The following is an 18332-nucleotide window of genomic DNA, read 5'->3' as shown; positions in this document are numbered from 1 at the left end:
TGTCGTCGCGAGCACCCTACCCCAGGCGCTTCTGGGTCACCGGCGAAAATCCTGTGCTCGCTTCAATCGTGCTGACGTTCTCAGGTCTCTCGAACGCATCAGGAGCGTCGTCGCCGGGACTACGCTGCCGTCCGATGGCCTTGAAAAAGGTCTCGAGACCTGATGGCAGGAAGAACCACACCCAGTGCAAATCTTCGGCTCCGTCGTTTATCAACGTATGCGATTGCTGTGGACCTAGGAAAATTGTCATACCTGGCTCGATCAGGTAATCGCGCCCTTCCACAACCGCCTTGCCCTTGCCTCGGATGAAGTGAAGCACCTCTTCAGACTCGGCGTGCGCGTGCAGACGAACAAAGCCACCCGGCGGCACGGTCTGCGTGCCAGCCGAAAACGGGCGTTGCATCGATACAAGGTGGGGCGCAACGTGAACGGCTGCATAGCCATTTGCCGGCACCGGTTGCCAGTAGCTCTCCTCGTTGCGCGGATAGACGATCAGGAACTGCGGCTTGCTACCACTGTCGCTTGGACCTACCACGGAGTCTCCGTTGTCACGTGCTCCACCTGTCAGTTCTCCGTCAACCAGACGCCAGACGGCCAATGGATTGCCCTCCCTTACCGCAGCCGGCAGCAATGCATCCGGCAGATCCTGATAGCACACAGGTCGCAGGAACCGGTCGATCGCCGTCGCGCCCACCGACGTGAACATCGGATTCGATGTGGACGGAAAGGGGCCGCCATGAACCATCGCATTGCAGACTTCCACCCCCGTCGGGAAACCGTTGGCGAGGATACGGCCGGCCTTGCGCTCAAGAATCGGCAACAGGCGCTGCGCGTCTGCATAGTCCACAGCGTCGATCTGCAGAGTGACGGTAAGCTGCCCTTCCACGTGTTCCGCGACCGAAAGCAGTTCATCAAAGTCGCGTGCACGAATCACCACAGACGCCGGGCCAAACATCTCTGCTTCGAGCTCGGGCGTAGCCAGCAGGCGTTGAGCATCGGTCACATACAGGGCAGCCTGCGCGGCATTCGGAAGTTCGCCCGCCGACACGCCCTGTGCCACCTTCGTCACGCCCTGAACCCCATCGACCTTCTGCGCTCCACTGCGGAAGGCATCGAAGATTCCGGGTGTCAACATCGTCTGTGCCGGTTTTGCCGCCAACGATTCACCTGCAGCCTTGATGAATCGATCAAGGTCCGGACCGTCAATCGCCAGGACCAGGCCTGGATTCGTGCAGAACTGCCCAGCACCCAGCGTCAACGAATCCGCGAAGGCCTTCCCGATCGCCTCGGCGCGGCTCGCGAGTGCACCGGGGAACAGAAACACCGGGTTGATACTGCTCATTTCGGCGTAGACAGGAATAGGTTCGGCTCTAGCGTTCGCGATTCGCACAAGCGCGAGGCCGCCCTGACGGGAACCCGTGAACCCAACTGCCTTGATGACCGGATGCGCGACCAACGCTTCCCCGAGTTTGCGGCCAGCGCCAAAAAGCAGCGAAAACACGCCCTCCGGCAATCCATGCTCCCTGACTGCTTTCTGGATTGCGCGCCCTACCAGTTCTGACGTTCCAAGATGCGCGCCGTGTGCTTTCACGATTACCGGTGCGCCCGCTGCGAGTGCCGAAGCGGTGTCGCCTCCCGCAACTGAGAACGCAAGTGGAAAGTTACTCGCGCCAAACACCGCGACGGGACCAACCGGCACTTTCGCGAGGCGCAAGTCCGCACGAGGGAGCGGTTGCCGCTCAGGCTGTGCGTGATCGATCGTCGAACCGAGAAAATGCCCATCGCGGACGACCTTCGCAAAAAGGCGTAGCTGACCGACAGTCCGGCCGCGCTCACCCTGCAAACGCGTAATCGGGAGGCCGGTCTCCGCATGTGCCCGTTCGATCAGCTCATCTCCGATGCCGAGGATATTGTCGGCAATTGCGTCCAGAAATGCGGCACGTTTCGCTAGCGTGACGTTCCGGAAAACGTCGAAGGCCTGAGCCGCCAGAGAGGCTGCGCGCTCCACTTCCGCGGCACCACCCATACCGAAGGATGGCTCCGAAATCTCCGAGTTGCTTGCGGGATTGAACGCGCGCTGGCTGCCTTCGGTGCCACGCACCGCCGAAAAGCCGATAAGCATGTCGCCAGTAATGGTCATGTCGATATCCTCAAAAAAGGACCGAGGCCTTCCTTAATAACCGAGTGCCTTGAGGTCTTCCAGCGTCTTGCGCGTGATGGCGATGGTGGTCTCGCGCTCTTCGCCTACCAGATCGAGGCGCGGTGGTTTCACGGTTTCCGCCGAACCCGTGATGATGTGCTCAGCGAGCTTGATGTGCTGGACCAGTTTCACTACGGTGTCGAGGTGGAACAGAGGAGTCAGGGCGGCATACAGTTTGCGTGCTGACACGAAATCACCCTTGACTGCGAGATTCAGAAGGTTGACCGATTCCTTGGGCAGCGCGTTCGCCATCCCTGAGACCCATGCCGTTACGCCCAGTGCGGCACTTTCAAGAATCAGATCGTCAACACCGCAGACCACAGCAAGGCGACCGTCGAACCGGCTGATCAGATCGGTCACGCGCGTAGTTTCGTACGACTCTTCCTTGATTGCCACAATGGTGGGTTCCTCGAGCAGTTGCTCGACGACGTCAGGCGTCAGGTCCACCCCATAGCCACGCGGATTGTTGTACAGCAGGGTATCAAGGCTGGATGCCTGCGCAACGGTCTTGTAAAAAGCCACCGTTTCACGAACATCCGACTTGTAGGTCAAGCCCGGGAAGACCATCAAGCCATCGATGCCGATCTTTTCGGCTTCCTTGGCATACGCCACGGCGCTCCCGGTGTTCGTTTCAGCCAGGCCCGAAATGATGGGCACGCGGCCCTTGATCACCTCTTTCGCCGTACGCAGGACCGTCAGTTTTTCTTCCGGTGTGAGTTGTGCGTTCTCGCCCACCATGCCCATCATCACCACGCCGCTGACACCATTCGCGATCAGGCGTTCAAGCCCAGCGCGGATAGCCTCGATGTCGAGCGTGAAGTCGGATTTCAGTTTGGTGGTAACTGCGGGGAAGACGCCTTGCCAATTGATAGCCATGATCCATTCCTTCTCTAAAGCCGAGGGTCCGTGACGCCTCGCGCATAATGTGTATATTGGATCCAAAGAAGACACTCAAAAAATGCTGCGACACCTGCAGTATTTAAGAGAAGTTATTTAGTATCCTGGATCCAATGTGCAGAATTAAAGCACGAAACAAAGCCGAGGATTCTAGAGGTTTACCCTGGACGATACACCGCGTTTACGACGCATGGACGTCAAAACGCAAGCCTGAACTGCGAGTCATTTTCAATATGGATAGCTAACCATAACTCGCACGAAAGAAGAGAGCGCGTTCTGTAATTTATGTGCGCTCTCAGCTTGCCAAAGGGTAGACGGGATGAAGAATGACAGACGATGGCTAGCGCAATCAGCGCGTTACCACCGCGTCAACAACCGACATGATCTGCTGCGCGGCCGTCTTGACGTGCTGCTCCAGCAGTTTGGCCCCAAGCTTCGCGTCGCGCTTCCTGCATGCCTGGACCAAGGCCATGTGCTCGTCGTGCGACTGTTCGCGGATCGGCACCTGCACGGCCTGAAAACGGAAATAACGGTCGCAGCGGTCATGCAAGACCCGCAACATCTGCAGCGTGATATCCCGCTGCGCAGGCAGATAAAGCGTTTCGTGCAAACGCCAGTTCAACTGCCCCCATACGCCCGAGTCCGCCTTGTCCATTTCCTTGACAAGCCGTTCCGCCTTGCCCATCTCGGCCTCGCTAATGCGCGGAATAGCTTCGGAAAAGATCCACGGCTCAAGACGTAGCCTGATGTCGAACGTCTCCTTCACTTCGTCTATCGACAGTTCGGAGACGTAGGCGCCTTTGTGGGGGACATTGGTCAGCAATCCCTCTGCCGTCAAACGGGTGATGGCCTCACGGATAGGAACGCGGCTGACGCCGAGTTCCTCGGCGAGCGCTTCCTGCCGCAATGGCTCACCCGGAGCCAGGTCGCCGCTCAGGATTCGCTGCCGAACCGCCGTTGTGACGAGTTCGACTGTAGTTGGGCGGACAATCTTGCGCGTGCTTTCGTCCGCGATAACTTCGCTCATCGTGGACGCTTCTTTGGTACGACGTTTGGCGGCTACCGGGGGCATGATCAGTTTCAGTAAAGGATTCAGGATACTGTGAGCATGCTACCACGGCATCGGCTTTCGGATACAAAATCCAATGGCCGGCGCTGCGTCACTGCAACGCTTTCCTTACCCACGCGCCGTTTTTCATCACACCGGCGATGCGCTCACCCTGCCCGGTAAGAACACTGATATCTCTTAGCGGATCACCGTCAACAACGAGCAGGTCAGCGAAGGCTCCCGGGGCGACGACTCCCAGACGGCCCTGCTGTCCAACGATTTCGGCACCCACCACCGTGGCCTGACAGATTGTCTCGAAAGCACCAAGAATTTCTGAACGGATCATCAGTTCATCGCTTTGATACTCGTGCATGTCGCCCAGCAGATCGGTACCGAGACCCATTTTTACCCCGTTACGTTTGAGTAGCTCAAGTGCTTTCAGGCCTTGAATCCGAACGTTCTCGTTTTTAGCAAGAGCACTTTCTGCCACGCCGGCCTTCGCACCGACCTTGTTCATCGCGTCGTAGGTAACGAGCGTCGGCACCGCAAACGCTCCAAACTCGGCCATGACAGCCGCCGCCTCGTCATCGATCAGGTTGCCGTGCTCAATCGTACGTACCCCGAGCTTCACGACGCGAGCGATCGCTTTGCCTGTGTAAGCATGCGCCATGACGTAAGTCTGGTGCGACGCTGCTTCTTCTACGATCGCCTTGACCTCGTCGACGGAAAACTGCAGGTTCCCAATCGGATCCGTTGGCGACGCAACGCCGCCTGACGCCATGATCTTGATGTGGTGTGCGCCGGCGCGCATCTCTTCGCGGACAGCCTTGCGTACGTCGTCCACACCATCGACGATTCGCCCGATTGCCCCGAGATTGCGGTGACAACCACAGGGGTCGGGATCGGAGTTGTCGAAGCGCTCGCGGAAGTCGCCATGACCGCCCGTCTGCGACAGCGCTTTACCGGCCACGAATAAGCGCGGTCCGGCGATCACGCCCTCCTCGATTGCACGCGAGAGCGCGTAGTCGGCGCCGCCGGCGTCGCGCACGGTTGTGAAGCCCCGGTTGAGCATACCGCTCAGGATCGGTACTGCCCGCAAGACGGCAAAGGTGTTCGGCAAACGCCCGTTGTTCCCAAGGTGCGCAACCGATGCAATAACGTGCGCATGGCAATCGATCATGCCGGGCATGACCGTCTTGCCCCCAACGTCAATAACCTGCGCGCCATCTATCGACACCGGTTCGCGGGTGACGTCCTTGATGATCTCTCCGTCCACGACAATCGAATAGCGGGCCGTGTCGTTTTCGTGATTCACGTCCAGAACGCGTGCGTTTTTCAGGATCAACATTTCAATTCCCCAGCTGATTTTTGAGCGACCCACGGGCCGCGGCAGATCACTTCAGCAAAAAGCCTTTGGCAAGCGGATCGCGGTCATCGACAAAGATCGTGTTGTGTCCCGTCACCCGCGCCCACCCTTCAATGCTCGGAATAATCGCGTCGAATTCACCCACCCTGGTCGCTTCTTCAGGCACACCATTGAAGAGCGTTCCAATAATGCTTTCGTGAACAAAACGTTCACCGATCTTAAGTTTGCCCTTGCCGACCAGATGTGCCATTCGGGCCGACGTCCCTGTGCCGCAAGGCGACCGGTCGATGGCCTTGTCACCGTAGAACACGGCATTGCGCGCGCTTGCACCTTCGACCGTCGGTTCGCCTGTCCACATCACGTGGCTCAGACCACGGATTTCTGCCTTCTCGGGGTGAATGAACTGATACTTCTCGTTCGCTTTCTGGCGCAGGATCGGACTCAGACGCTGGATATCCGAAGGCTTGAGTGTGTGGAGACCACCGAAGTTTTTCTGCGGCTCGACTATCGCATAGAAGTTTCCGCCGTATGCGACATCGAAGCGGATTTCGCCGAGCCCTTCAACGTCAACCGTCAGGTCCGTCGAGTGAAGGAATGACGGGACATTGATGAGCTGCACGGAGTCGACGTTGTCTCCGTCCATCTTGTAGCGCGCAACCACGAGACCAGCGGGCGTGTCCAGACGCAGCACACCAGCTTCACGCGGGCGCACCAGACCGTGCTCGATGGCTGTTGTTACCGTCCCAATGGTGCCGTGGCCACACATCGGCAGACAGCCGCTAACCTCAATAAACAGGATGGCAACGTCACAGTCGGAACGGGTCGGCGGATAGAGAATGCTGCCCGACATCACTTCATGGCCGCGAGGTTCGAACATGAGCGATGTCCGGATCCAGTCAAACTCGCGCTCAAAATGTGCGCGTCGCTCGATCATGTTCGCGCCTTCCAGCCGCGGCGCGCCTCCTGCGACGACCCGGACCGGATTGCCACACGTATGTCCGTCGATGCAAAAGAACGTCGATTTCATAACCCTGCTCCATCCAGAATTTCATGCAAAAAGGTCAGACCCATCCGCATTACTTCGACAGGGCACGCACATTGGCGAGCGTCTTCTCTACGATTGCGACGACCTTCTGGCGCTCTTCGCCTTCGAGTTTCAGTCGCGGAGCTTTCACAGTTTCCGAATATCCGGCCGTGATGTTTTCGGCCAGCTTGATGTACTGAACGAGCTTCACATGCGTATCCAGATGGAACACGTCGATCAGTGCACGGTACAGCTTGCGGGCTCGTTCGTAGTCGCCAGTAACGGCCAGATTCAACAATTCAACCGATTCCTTCGGAACTGCGTTGGCCATGCCGGAGACCCAGCAAGTCACACCCAGTGCAACCGACTCGAGCACCAGATCGTCGACACCGCACACGACTGCAAGGCGGTCGCCGAAACGGCTGATCAGATCGGTGACGCGCGTTGTGTCATACGACTCTTCCTTGATGGCTTCAATAGTCGGCTCTTCCAGCAGTTGCGCCACCACATCCGGCGTCAGGTCCACGCCATATCCGCGCGGGTTGTTATAGAGCAGGATCGCGAGCGTGGACGCCTGAGCGATGGTCCTGTAGAAGGCAATCGTTTCCCGGGCGTCGGACTTGTACGTGAGACCAGGAAAAACCATCAGGCCCTGAACGCCGAGTGCTTCAGCGTCCTTCGCGTACTGGACTGCGTTTGCCGTCGTGGCTTCGGCGAGGCCCGCAATGACCGGCACGCGTCCGTTCACGGTTTCAACGGCAAGCTTGATTACCGTGCGCTTCTCTTCCGGCGTGAGCTGGGCGCTCTCACCGACCATACCCATCATGACGACGCCACCGACACCGCTGTCGATGAGGCGGTTCAGACCGGCCTTGATCGCTTCGTGATCGAGAGAACCGTCGTCCTTCAGCTTCGTCGTGACAGCGGGGAACACACCTTTCCAGTTGACTTGCATGGCTATACCTTCCTAAAAATGATAATCAGAGGCGGGATGTCCCGCGGGTCGATCGAGGTCGCGGGGGCCCCGTTAATTGCGGAAGCGGCTGATCGAGTACGGCTCAAGTCCGATTCCGGGCGTTCGATTGGCAAGCAGGTCCGCGACAAGCGCACCCGTTGTTGCCGATTGCGTCAGACCAAGGTGACCGTGGCCGAACGCATAAATAACGGACGGCGCACGCGGCGATTGGCCAATGACCGGTAATGAATCCGGCGTGGCCGGACGGTGCCCCATCCACTTCACGGCACCCTTGTCGTTGATACCGGGCAGGAAGCGCTTTCCAAGCGCGAGCAGCGCGTCGCTGCGTTTGTAATTCGGTGGCGCCTTGAGACCGGCGAACTCGGCCGCGCCGCCAATGCGCACACCGATATCAAGTGGCGTGGCGACAAATTTGCGTTCAGCAAAAATCACTTCGCGCGACAGGCTGATGCCATGCGCGGGAAGCGTCGTGTTGTAACCCCGCTCGCTGTCCAGCAGAACGCGGTCGCCGATCGATCCGGCAAGCGCGGCGGACCATGCACCCGTGGCCACGACGAGGCGGCGCCCCTTGACCCGTTCGCCTGTCTCGGTGACCGCCGCCGGTGCAAGTGCATCCGCGAGATCGAGTGCCTTCACCGCGCCGACAACAAACGTGGCGCCGAGTTGTTTCACGCGCTCACGCAACTGCGTCACTAGACGCTTCGGGTCACCGATGTGCGACCAGTCGTCGAGAAACACGCCATGACGAAAAACCGGCGCGAGGGACGGTTCGCAATCGCGAACCTCGTCGGCCGACATGGCGTGCCAGCGCACGCCCAGATCCCGTTTGAATTCCCATTCATGCTGATCCGCGGCGAAGGCTTCGTCTGTCTCGTAGACCGTCAATGCGCCGCGCCGATAAAAACTGTCCATCGCGCCGATGTCCTCAAACATCGGGACGATGTCGTCGTAGACGCGGTTGTTCAACTGGGCCAAAGCGAGGGAAATTTCACGGAAGCGGTCCTTGTTGCCCGAGCGCTGAAATTCCATGAACCAGGGCAAAGCGGTCGGCACATGTTTCCAGTCAAGCGCCAGCGGCCCCAGAGGATCAAACAGCCACTTCAGCGCCTTCATGTACAACCCGTTCACTGAAATGGGGGTGCTCTCCGTCACGGCGATGCCACCCGCATTTCCGTGCGACGTACGGTCGCCCTCGAAATCGCGATCGATGATGGTGACGGTAGCGCCGTCGCGCAGTGCAGCCCACGCACAGGCGAGGCCGACGATTCCGCCACCGATAACCACAACGTCCGGGGTCGTCCGGGAGTTTTGAACTTGCTGAGTCATTTCCGTGAGTCGAGGTATTGCGTGGTGGACGGCCGATCTGCCATCCACCGTGGCTTCAGTTACTTGGATCCGAGCACCGTAATCGGCTTCCACTGTCCGTTTTCACACTTGTAGACGGTGATGATTGCGTCGCGCAGATCACCGAACTGGTCGTATGCGAAGTGGTCGCTCGTGACACCCTTCATGTCCGTCTTCGCGAGCACCGGCAGGTAGACGGACGGGTCTGACGAATTGGCCTTCTGCATCGCCTGCATCATGGCCATGGCGCCGTCGTATGTGTACGGTGCGTAGGTTGTCGGTTCATAGCCGAACTTGGCCTTGTAGCGCTGCGTAAAGCCCGCGCCGCCCGGCATCTTGTCGAGTGGCAGTCCCGCGAGCGAGACAATCGCGCCATCCGCCGCCGGTCCGGCGATCTTGATGAAGTCTTCCGTTTTCGACATTTCACCCGAGGCAAACGTCGCCTTCATCGCCAGCGTGCGCGCCTGCTTCACCATGGGTGCAGATTGCGCGTCGGCGCCTGCGTAATAGATGAAATCAGGATTCTTCGACTTGATGCCGGTCAGGATCGCCTTGAAGTCGACCGCTTTGTCGGACGTGAACTGATGGTCGATGAGGTTACCGCCGGCCGCCTTCACTGCCGTCTCGAACTGCTCCGCAAGACCCTGGCCGTATGCCGTGCGGTCGTCGATGATCGCAATGCGCTTCGCGTGGAGCGTCTCGACGACGTACTTGCCCATCACACTGCCCTGCTGCGTATCAGACGTCATCATCCGGAACGTGGTCTTGAAACCCTGGCGTGTATAGGCAGGTGCCGTTGCCGTCGAAATCTGCGGAATGCCTGCGCGCGAATAGATCGCCGAAGCGGGGATCGTCACCCCGGAGTTGAAGTGACCGAGCATGCCCTTGATGCCGTCATCAACCAGCTTCTGGGCGACGACGGTACCCGTCTTCGGGTCCGCCTGATCGTCGAGCGCTTCCAGCACGAACTTCGTTTCCTTGCCGTCGATCTTGGGCTTCGTGGCATTGAAGTCGTCAATGGCGAGCTGCACGCCCGACTCGAAATCCTTGCCATACTGAGCCTGCGCGCCCGTCATCGGAGCGGCCAGACCCAGCTTGACCGTTTGTGTTTCGGCGGCCTGTGCGGCTTCGAGGGACAGAAGCAGAAATCCCGAAGCAGCGGCTGCAAAAGCGATGGTGCGAACTTTCATATCAGTCTCCTTACTACCCATAAAAGCCGCGTTGAGAGCGCCGAGAACATTATGTTGGATCCAATATCCAACTGTTTTTCGTATAATGCGCGCCTTCTGCGGGTCTGTCAAATGCGTACGAAAAATTGGCGGAGCGCGGTTTTCTGCCGCCCCGCCCCAGGTCCTACACCTGTTCCATAAAATCAGGATCTTCAAGTCCACTCAGCTTTTGAACCTGGTCTTCGAGCGGCGAAACCGCCAACTGTGCGAAAACCAGTGCCAGGGCGATATCAGCCTGGTCATACAGCCCAGCTTCGCCAAGCAGATTCATGGTGCCTAGCGTGACACCGTTCTTGCGCACGGGGATGTTCAGCACACTCTCACACCCAATCGACCACAACACCTCGTATTCCGAGAACACCGACTTGATGTCCTCGCGCGTTGAGCCAACAAAGATCTCACCGCGGCGAAGAACCTGATCCGACCAGCGACTTTGCGTCACCCGTTTGAGTCCACCTACCGGATTGATATCCAGGCGATTGCTATGCAGACGTCCGAGCCGGCTCGACGCCTCGTCATACGCCAGCACCGTAAAGAGCCGCTGGCCGAATACCTCCGTGAGGGAGCGCTCGAACTCGGACCATACAAGGTCGGCCTTGCCGCCTTCCTGTTGCATCCGGGCTATCCGCTCGATCGCCCGAAGAATGAGTGCGTGGTTTGTGTTTGTCACGAAAACTCCTTATTTCGCGGTCCGAAGCTCGGCGCTTTGCGCGTCGGGACGCAGGGAGCCATACTCCGCCTCGGAAATTTCCTCTAGCGTCTTTCCGGTCGTGGACACACCCAGGAAAATCACGGCGAGCGCGCCGATCAGCAGGATGCCAGTGGTCATGCCAAACACGCCGGCGAAACCCCACAACGGGTAGATATAACCCACCAGCATTGGCGAACAGATTGCACCGATACGGCCGAACGCTGACGCCGTACCCATTCCTGTCGCGCGCAGATGCGTCGGGAACACTTCTGGCGTATAGGCGTATTCGCCCGCGTTGACACCGTTCATCGCAAAGGACATAAAGATTGACGCAAGGACGATCGTTGTATCGCTGCCCGCATTTGCCAGCCAGATACCGGCCAGGCAGGCCAATCCCATGTAAGTGACGATCGTCGTCTTGCGTCCCAGCTTCTCGCAAAAGTATGCCGACGAGTAGTAGCCCGGAATCTGCGCGAGGTAGATAAAGATTGAGACAGAAAAACTCTTCGTGATGGTCATGCCATGCTGCACGAGCAAGCCGGGGATCCAGACAAAGAATGCGTACGAGCAGAACGTCACCGACAGCCACAGACACCAGGTCATCAGCGTCGTCTTGGCGAGAGGTGGCTTCCACAGCAGCTTCAGGTTTCCGAAGAAGGAACCCGAGTGCTCATAGCTGACCGTTGTACCTGCCAAAGGCACGACCGGAGACAGCGTTACGCCTGTACGTTCGACCTGCCGCTCAATATCGGACACCACGGCTTCGGCTTCCGCATGGCGGCCGCGAATCTCCAGCCATCGCGGGGACTCATGCAGCGAACGCCGCCACCAGAGCAGCACAACGACCGGCAGGGAAACGATCACCAGCGCGATGCGCCAGCCTTCCGGGTTCAGCGGGATCACAAAGTAGCCGATCAACGCCGCCGCGACAAAACCAAACGAGAAGAAACCAGCCAGTGCGCCGGTAAAAGCTCCCCGATAACGGTTACTGACGAACTCCACCAGGAACGGCGCAATGATCGCGCCCTCGGCGCCCATCCCGATACCTGCTATTGCGCGCAGTAGAGCGAACGTGTGCCAGTCGTTCACAAACGCGTTGGCAAACGTGAGCACGCAGAAGAAGGTCAGCGCCCACATCATGACGACACGGCGGCCAAAGCGATCGCCCAGCAGGCCGGCGAAAAGCGCGCCGACGAGAAAGCCAACGTAGGTGCTGCTGCCAAGCAGCCCTGTTTCGAAGCTGGTCAGATGCCATTTGGTACGAACGACAGGCAGGATAAACGCGATGATGGCTGCATCGATGGCCTCGAACATGAAGCCCAGACCGCCCATGAGGAGCAGCTTGAAGTGAAAACGGCTGAACGGCAGGCGTTCGAGCCGGGCTGCAATCGGTGACATGTCATTGCTCCCAAAATGAGGGATCGACCGATCCAGAATGTTCCGGATCGAAGTGTGGTCACAATATCCTGTATCCAAAATCCAGAGTCAAGGCCGGGTAAACCTTTGCGTGCGCTTGTGTCCGCCCGGGACGCGGCAGCCGGAATCAGGACTCGGAAGTCTTAAAACGTATGGCGAATGCCCGCGCGGACGGCGACCTGGCTATTCGTGGACGACGGCGTCAGGAAGGACAGCGCTGCGACGGCAGACTTGCCCGTCGAATCGATGCCTGTCGCCCGCTCCCAGGAGGTCGTCGCGTAGAGCAATGTCCGCTTCGACAAGCTGAATTGGGTCCCCACGTTGAGCTGCAGATATTTCGCCGACTCAGCCTTCGTATAGTCGTACGAGGCACCCAGCAGAACTGCCGGCGTGACGTTGTACGTTGCCAGCGCTTCGTAGTTATTGAAGGTGGCCGTGCCCGAAAATGGCGTCGACGAAGTCCGCACCACGTCTTCGAAGCGCGTATTCGTGTAGGTAAAACCCAGCAGCGCCGCGCCGAGACGGTAGTTAATGCCAGCGCCTGCAACCTGCAGGGTCTGGGCTGACGTGTACCCGCTGTAAGTCGGATTGGTAATCGGGTTCACAAACGTGCCACCGGCCACAGGGTTTGCCGTCGCATCGTAGATGGACGTCGCGGGATTATTGATTCGCGAAAATACAGCGCTCGCGCTGAGCGCGTTGCTCGCGTAGCTGACGCTGATCGATTCCTTCTTGCCGTTGGAGAAGTCACCCGCCACGCCTCCCAGACTGAAAAGCCCCGACAGTTTGAACCCGGCGTACGTGGGCGAGATGTACTTGATGGAATTGCTCAGTGAGTAGTTGCCCCAAACGTTATCGACGTCTGCTGCGTGCGTGGCCAGAATTCCATTGAATCGGCCAGACGCTGAAAGACCAATCAGCGAATCGAGCACCAGGTCGTACTGGCGTCCCATCAGCACGGTCCCGAAGGGCGACCCGAGGCCAACGTAGGCTTGACGGCCGAACAGACGCCCGCCGTTATTCATCTTTCCGGTATTGATATCGACGCCGCTTTCCAGACGGGCCACCGTACTGTATCCGCCACCGAGATCCTCGTTGATCAGAAACCCCCATTTGGTGCTGCCTAATGCGCCATTGGAGGCCTGAACGTTGGAATGACCACCCTGATTGTTTGTGTAGGTGATCCCATCGTCCAGCGCACCGTACAACGTGACGGAACTCTGCGCATGACACACGACCGCGGTGGACATGATCGCCGCCGCCATTCCCGTCTTCTTCATCTTGATCTCCTTTTTAGTAAGTAATGCTACGAATAAAAAATGGGATCTCCTGTCGAATCTCCCGGTATCAGACATGTCTGCGCGGCCCATGAAAGTTTTCGTCACCGCCCTCAATCGTCGCCAATATCCTGGATCCAATATAATCGGTCAAGCAGTTCCCGCAGCGTTCCTGGTTATGTTGGGGGGCCCGGGCGGGCGCCTATGGCGGGAACTGCCAAAATATGCTGTATGCGACCACAAGGGCGCGGTTAGTTTCGGATCAACGCCTTGACGTCCGCGTAAAGCTGGGCGCTGACCTCGACACCATTTGCTTCGCTTCGAACCCTTGCCTCGAATCGCCGTTGCGACGGCAGCCGCGCACCCTGCCCCGCGATCGCATCGAACATGGCTTCTGCGTACTGGTCGCCCTGCGCGCGCTTTCCAGCGGCGAATATGTCAGGATTGAAGGCGAGCACAAGTTCGCCATGGCAAGGCGTGGCGCCCACACCTTCGTCGAATTTCTGCGATTCGAGGCTGGTCAGATCCCCGAGCAGAGGGCCAGCAAGCAGTTCGACCATCGCCGACAGGGCAGACCCTTTATGGCCGCCGAATGTGAGCATTGCGCCTCGCATTGCAGCAGTTGGATCCGTGGTCGGCTGCCCCGCCTCGTCGACGGCCCAGCCAAGGGGAATTTCCTTTCCTGTTCTTCTGTGCAACTCGATATCGCCACGAGCGATCGCACTTGTCGCAAAATCGAAAACGAATGGAAACCTGCCCGGCCGCGGCCACGCAAAGGCAATCGGATTGGTCCCGAACACCGGTTTGGTGCCGCCCGCCGGCGCAACCCAGCTATGACTGGGGGTCATCGCTACGGCGGCGAGTCCCTCGCTCGCAATAGCCTCCACCTCTGGCCAGAGAGCCGAAAAGTGGAAGCAGTTGTTGATCGAGAGTGCCGCGATGCCAACGTGGCGAGCCTTTTCAACAAGAACTTTGCTGCCCAGTTCGAAGGCTAGCTGTGAGTATCCGAATCCGGCGTCGACCCGAACAATCGCGGGCGAGAGCTCACTGACCTGAGGCCTCGCGTCGCCCACGAGTTTGCCTTCCCGAAGAGATCTGACGCAAACAAGCAGACGATAAATTCCGTGCGAGTGGCACTCGTCCCGTTGACCTGCCGTAATCACCCGTGCGATCGCGCGAGCGTGATCTTCGGCCATGCCATTGGACGTGAGCACGCGCATGGACAACGCGTTCACCTCTTCGAGAGACAAGCGGACTTTTTCCACACTCAAGCCTTTTTGGATACAATATTCAGAGGCTGAGGATAATCGTTGTGGCTATCGTCGTCAAACAAAGACACTTGGCGGGCATCCAGGGACCATCATATGAATACAGTATGGATCGTCGACGGAACCTATCTGGCGGCCGCCCTGAACGATGGCGCATCCATCGAAATGATCGCGAACATGGAGCGGGAACTGGTCGCGGCGCAAGGCGCCCCTATGAAACGATCGTTATATTTCGATCTGTCTCGCGACGTCGATCAGGATCTGGCGGGTCCATTGTTCAGTGGTCTGCGTTCGGACAGATTGCGAACCCCGTTTGATGTGCGTCTGGTTCCTCTGTCAGTGACGGCAAATAAGGCGGCCTGCTGCGACGCTCGCAGGCTGCTCGCAGTCGAAACGGCGGTCGAAGCCGTACGGTTCGCCGCAGAAAGTGATTGTGATCGTCTTGTCCTGACCGCTGCCGACGCGGCCCTGGAGCCGGCAATTTCAGCTGTCCGGCTCCGGTATTCGAAAGAACTCTGGCTCTACATTGCGCACAGCGAACGCGCAGCGGTACTGGAATCATTCGCGGACAGAGTGATATGGCTCGACAGTTGAAACCGCCACTACACCACCTTATGCGTACAGAAAGGCCCTCAGCTTTGAACAACAAGCCGCAGCGCGTCGACACCCCATACCCACCCATCACCGATTAACTTTTACTTATACCCCCACGTTTTTGGCTGATTAGACGCGAACAATTCGGCTACCGACTATCGGATCAATGGCGCGGCCCGCCCTCCGGCTCGCAGCGCGTCAATCCGATGGAGGTCAGAAATGGTAACCGATGCCCTGGTCTCGGGCGATGCCGAGATTGCCCGTTTGCGTAGCACCCTCGCGGACGCCGCGTCCCGATCCAGTCATCAGATCGTCGATCTCGCACGCGCCCTGGTAGCCGTTCCCAGCGCATACCCACCCGGCAATACTCACGCGGTCGCCGACCGGATCGAGGCGATGTTCGAAGGCTCCGGCGTGGAAGTCGAGAGATTCGGTACGCTCCCGCATGTCATGAACCTGGTGGTACGCGTGCGTGGTTCGAGCCCCGGGCGTCGGCTGGTTTTCAACGGCCACCTGGACACCTTCCCGCTCGTGAACGCCCATCAATGGTCGGCCGATCCGAACGGTCAGGAACGCGACGGGAAGCTTTACGGATTGGGCGTGTCGGACATGAAGGGAGGGGTCGCCGCCATCGTGTTCGCCTTGCGTCAGCTCGCCGCCGTGCGCGATTCGTTCGCGGGCGAAGTCGTCGCCACCTTCGCCGGCGATGAAGAAAGCATGGGCACGGAAGGGACAGGCTATCTGTTGAATCATGTGCCGCACGCAGCCGGCGACGCGATGATCAGCGCCGACACCGGCTCGCCCAACGTGCTGCGCTTTGGCGAGAAAGGCATGATCTGGCTGCGTCTCGATGCAAGCGGCAAGTCGGCACATGCGGCCCATGTGCACAAGGGCGACAGCGCAATCGAGAAAATTCTCGACGCCATCCACGAACTCAAATCGGTGCGCGACTATCCCGTGAACGCGCCGGTCGAAGTCCTCGCCGCCATCGCCCGTTCGAGCGAAACATCCGAACTCGTCTCCGGCGCAGGAGAGAGCGACGTTTTGCGTCAGGTCACCATCACGTTCGGTACGGTCAGCGGTGGACGTCTGTCGAATCTGATCGCGGACCACGCCACCGCTACCGCCGACATCCGCTTGCCCGTCGGCGTTTCAGTCGCGGAGATCGAAAACCGCATCAAGGAAATCGTTGCGCGCCATCCGGGCGTCTCGCTGGAAATCACGCGACGCTACGAACCGAGTTGGACCGCTCCCGATCACGAGATCATTCAAACACTCAGCCGTCATTGTGCCGCGAAGCTCGGCACACAACCGGTGGTCAACATGCGTGTCGGCGCCTCCGATGCACGGCTTTACCGGCAGCACGGCGTACCCACCGTGGTCTGCGGCTTGACGTCCTACAACATGGGCTCATCCGACGAGCACGTGTACGTAGACGAATTGCGCGCGCTCGGTGAAATCTTCGTGCTCACTGCTTTCGACTACCTGAGCGCACCAGCCGGCCTCTAAACCGGCCCGCGTCTGCCACGCACTCATTGCCCTCGTCGTCGGAACGCGCCGCGGATGCCGCGCTGCCCTACGCTCCTCGCATCGGAAAAGGAAATGTCATGTCCACCGATAAAGTTCTAAGTCCTGAGCAACGCAGCAAATTTCGCCGCATCCTGGCCTCCGCGCTGGTGGGCAACATGCTCGAGTTTTATGACCTGTTCGTCTACGGCTTCCTGGCTGTGGTTATCGCCAAGGCCTTCTTCCCGACGGGCGACGCCTACACATCGATGCTCGCCTCTGCCGCGACCTTCGGCGTCAGCTATTTCATCCGGCCGCTCGGCGCGATGGTAATCGGCGCATACAGCGACAGGCACGGCCGCAAGGCCGGCATGATGCTCACCATCTGGCTGATGGGCATCGGCACCCTCGTGATCGCCTGCGCGCCCACCTACGCGACATTCGGCGTCGTCGGTACGTTGATCCTCGTGCTCGGCAAAGTCCTGCAGGGCTTCTCCGCGGGTGGCGAGTTCGGCTCGACCGTCTCCTTCGTCACGGAGCACGCGCCCAAGGGAATGAAAGGGTACTTTGCGAGCTATCAGGTGGTCGGCATTGGCCTTGCCACAGGCCTCGCGAGTATCGTCGGGCTCGGTGCGAACAAGCTGATGACGCCGGACACGCTGGCGTCGTGGGGCTGGCGTGTGCCGTTTCTGATCGGCCTCGCGATCGTGCCGTTCGGCTACTGGATTCGCCGGCGCGTCGACGAAACGCCTGAATTCAAGGTATCCAGTCACGAACGCAATCCAATCCGCGATACGTTTGCGACGGCCAAAGCGCGGATCGCCGCGGCTATCGGCCTGTATTCACTCGCCGCTTCGACGAACTATCTGTTGGGCGTCTTCATTCCGCTGTACGCGCAGAAGGTGTTGGGAATGAGCCCTGTCGATTCGATGTGGGGTGCGATTGGCTATTCGGCCGCACAGATCGTATTGCCACCGGTCTTCGGCGCATTGTCGGATCGTATCGGCCGGCTTGCGCTCATCACGACAGGCACGCTGCTGACCGTCGTCCTGACAATTCCTGCGTTTCACCTGATGGTCGCGTCCCCCACGGTCGGCGTCTATGTCTTCTGCGTGACTGGACTGACAGCGTGCGTGATGGTGTTTCAGGGTGCGATGCCCGCGTTCGTCGCGGAGCTGTTTCCGCATAGCACGCGTACCACCAGCATCGCGGTTGTCCATAACCTGACTTTTGCCGTGTTCGGCGGCTTATCGCTGATGATCTGCACATGGATTGCAAACGAGACCGGCAGCAAGTTCGTGCCTGCTTATTACGTCATGGTCACTGCCGTCATCGCACTCGTCTGCATTCTCTACTTTCGCAAGCGGACCTCCCCTGTTTCTGCTCACGAGAACGTGCTGAAAAACGCCTGATCGCCAACGTTCTCCCCGTTCCATTTTTTGATTCACAGGATCGCTCGCCCGTCGCCCTTTAGAATCTGTTGAATCCGACGAAGG

General features: G+C 59.0%; 15 protein-coding genes and 1 pseudogene. 3 read left to right on the top strand and 13 right to left on the bottom strand.

Features of this window, described 5'->3' with window-relative positions; genetic code table 11:
• Positions 1-16 precede the first annotated feature (16 nt).
• The 13 genes and pseudogenes from M0D68_RS10650 to M0D68_RS10590 all read right to left on the bottom strand — a co-directional run bounded on the left by M0D68_RS10650 (position 17) and on the right by M0D68_RS10590 (position 14733).
• Positions 17-403 (bottom strand): cupin domain-containing protein, encoded by a 387-nt coding sequence (locus M0D68_RS10650; protein ID WP_234486772.1) that lies wholly within the window; start codon positions 401-403, stop codon positions 17-19.
• Between the two features lie 168 nt (positions 404-571).
• Positions 572-2140 (bottom strand): annotated as a pseudogene (locus M0D68_RS10645) (aldehyde dehydrogenase (NADP(+))); the annotation flags it as partial.
• Between the two features lie 33 nt (positions 2141-2173).
• Positions 2174-3076 carry a dihydrodipicolinate synthase family protein gene (locus tag M0D68_RS10640; protein ID WP_200619876.1) on the bottom strand — a complete coding sequence of 301 codons (903 nt, stop codon included), beginning with the start codon at positions 3074-3076 and terminating at the stop codon, positions 2174-2176.
• 370 nt (positions 3077-3446) lie between these two features.
• Positions 3447-4124, bottom strand: a complete 678-nt coding sequence (locus tag M0D68_RS10635) for a GntR family transcriptional regulator (protein ID WP_234486766.1) — start codon at positions 4122-4124, stop codon at positions 3447-3449.
• A gap of 133 nt (positions 4125-4257) precedes the next feature.
• Positions 4258-5493: an amidohydrolase family protein gene (locus M0D68_RS10630; RefSeq protein ID WP_200619875.1), complete on the bottom strand. Its 1236-nt coding sequence runs from the start codon at positions 5491-5493 to the stop codon at positions 4258-4260.
• A 46-nt stretch (positions 5494-5539) separates the two neighbouring features.
• Positions 5540-6538 carry a 4-hydroxyproline epimerase gene (locus M0D68_RS10625; protein WP_093633128.1) on the bottom strand — a complete coding sequence of 333 codons (999 nt, stop codon included), beginning with the start codon at positions 6536-6538 and terminating at the stop codon, positions 5540-5542.
• Between the two features lie 49 nt (positions 6539-6587).
• Positions 6588-7490, bottom strand: a complete 903-nt coding sequence (locus M0D68_RS10620) for a dihydrodipicolinate synthase family protein (RefSeq protein WP_200619874.1) — start codon at positions 7488-7490, stop codon at positions 6588-6590.
• Positions 7491-7562: 72 nt separating this feature from the next.
• The gene (locus tag M0D68_RS10615; RefSeq protein ID WP_093633130.1) at positions 7563-8837 is read right to left on the bottom strand and encodes an FAD-binding oxidoreductase; all 1275 of its coding nucleotides are present in this window, start codon (positions 8835-8837) and stop codon (positions 7563-7565) included.
• A gap of 59 nt (positions 8838-8896) precedes the next feature.
• Positions 8897-10045: a branched-chain amino acid ABC transporter substrate-binding protein gene (locus tag M0D68_RS10610; RefSeq protein WP_093633131.1), complete on the bottom strand. Its 1149-nt coding sequence runs from the start codon at positions 10043-10045 to the stop codon at positions 8897-8899.
• A gap of 163 nt (positions 10046-10208) precedes the next feature.
• Positions 10209-10754: a GAF domain-containing protein gene (locus tag M0D68_RS10605; protein ID WP_093633132.1), complete on the bottom strand. Its 546-nt coding sequence runs from the start codon at positions 10752-10754 to the stop codon at positions 10209-10211.
• A gap of 9 nt (positions 10755-10763) precedes the next feature.
• On the bottom strand, positions 10764-12173 hold the full coding sequence (locus tag M0D68_RS10600; RefSeq protein ID WP_200619873.1) for an MFS transporter: 1410 nt from the start codon (positions 12171-12173) through the stop codon (positions 10764-10766).
• 161 nt (positions 12174-12334) lie between these two features.
• Positions 12335-13471: a porin gene (locus M0D68_RS10595; RefSeq protein ID WP_234486765.1), complete on the bottom strand. Its 1137-nt coding sequence runs from the start codon at positions 13469-13471 to the stop codon at positions 12335-12337.
• A gap of 248 nt (positions 13472-13719) precedes the next feature.
• Positions 13720-14733, bottom strand: coding sequence for an Ldh family oxidoreductase (locus tag M0D68_RS10590; protein WP_200619872.1), 1014 nt, complete (start codon positions 14731-14733; stop codon positions 13720-13722).
• A 99-nt stretch (positions 14734-14832) separates the two neighbouring features.
• Here M0D68_RS10590 and M0D68_RS10585 point away from each other — a divergent pair, with 99 nt between their 5' ends.
• The 3 genes from M0D68_RS10585 to M0D68_RS10575 all read left to right on the top strand — a co-directional run bounded on the left by M0D68_RS10585 (position 14833) and on the right by M0D68_RS10575 (position 18248).
• Positions 14833-15330 carry an NYN domain-containing protein gene (locus M0D68_RS10585; protein ID WP_200619871.1) on the top strand — a complete coding sequence of 166 codons (498 nt, stop codon included), beginning with the start codon at positions 14833-14835 and terminating at the stop codon, positions 15328-15330.
• 219 nt (positions 15331-15549) lie between these two features.
• Complete coding sequence (locus M0D68_RS10580) at positions 15550-16839, top strand: M20/M25/M40 family metallo-hydrolase (RefSeq protein WP_200619870.1); 1290 nt, start codon at positions 15550-15552, stop codon at positions 16837-16839.
• Between the two features lie 98 nt (positions 16840-16937).
• Complete coding sequence (locus tag M0D68_RS10575; RefSeq protein WP_200619869.1) at positions 16938-18248, top strand: MFS transporter; 1311 nt, start codon at positions 16938-16940, stop codon at positions 18246-18248.
• Positions 18249-18332 lie beyond the last annotated feature (84 nt).

It is taken from the genome of Paraburkholderia sp. SEWSISQ10-3 4, from assembly GCF_030464785.1.
GTDB lineage: Bacteria > Pseudomonadota > Gammaproteobacteria > Burkholderiales > Burkholderiaceae > Paraburkholderia > Paraburkholderia aspalathi.
This window is presented reverse-complemented; position numbering and strand designations above follow the sequence as displayed.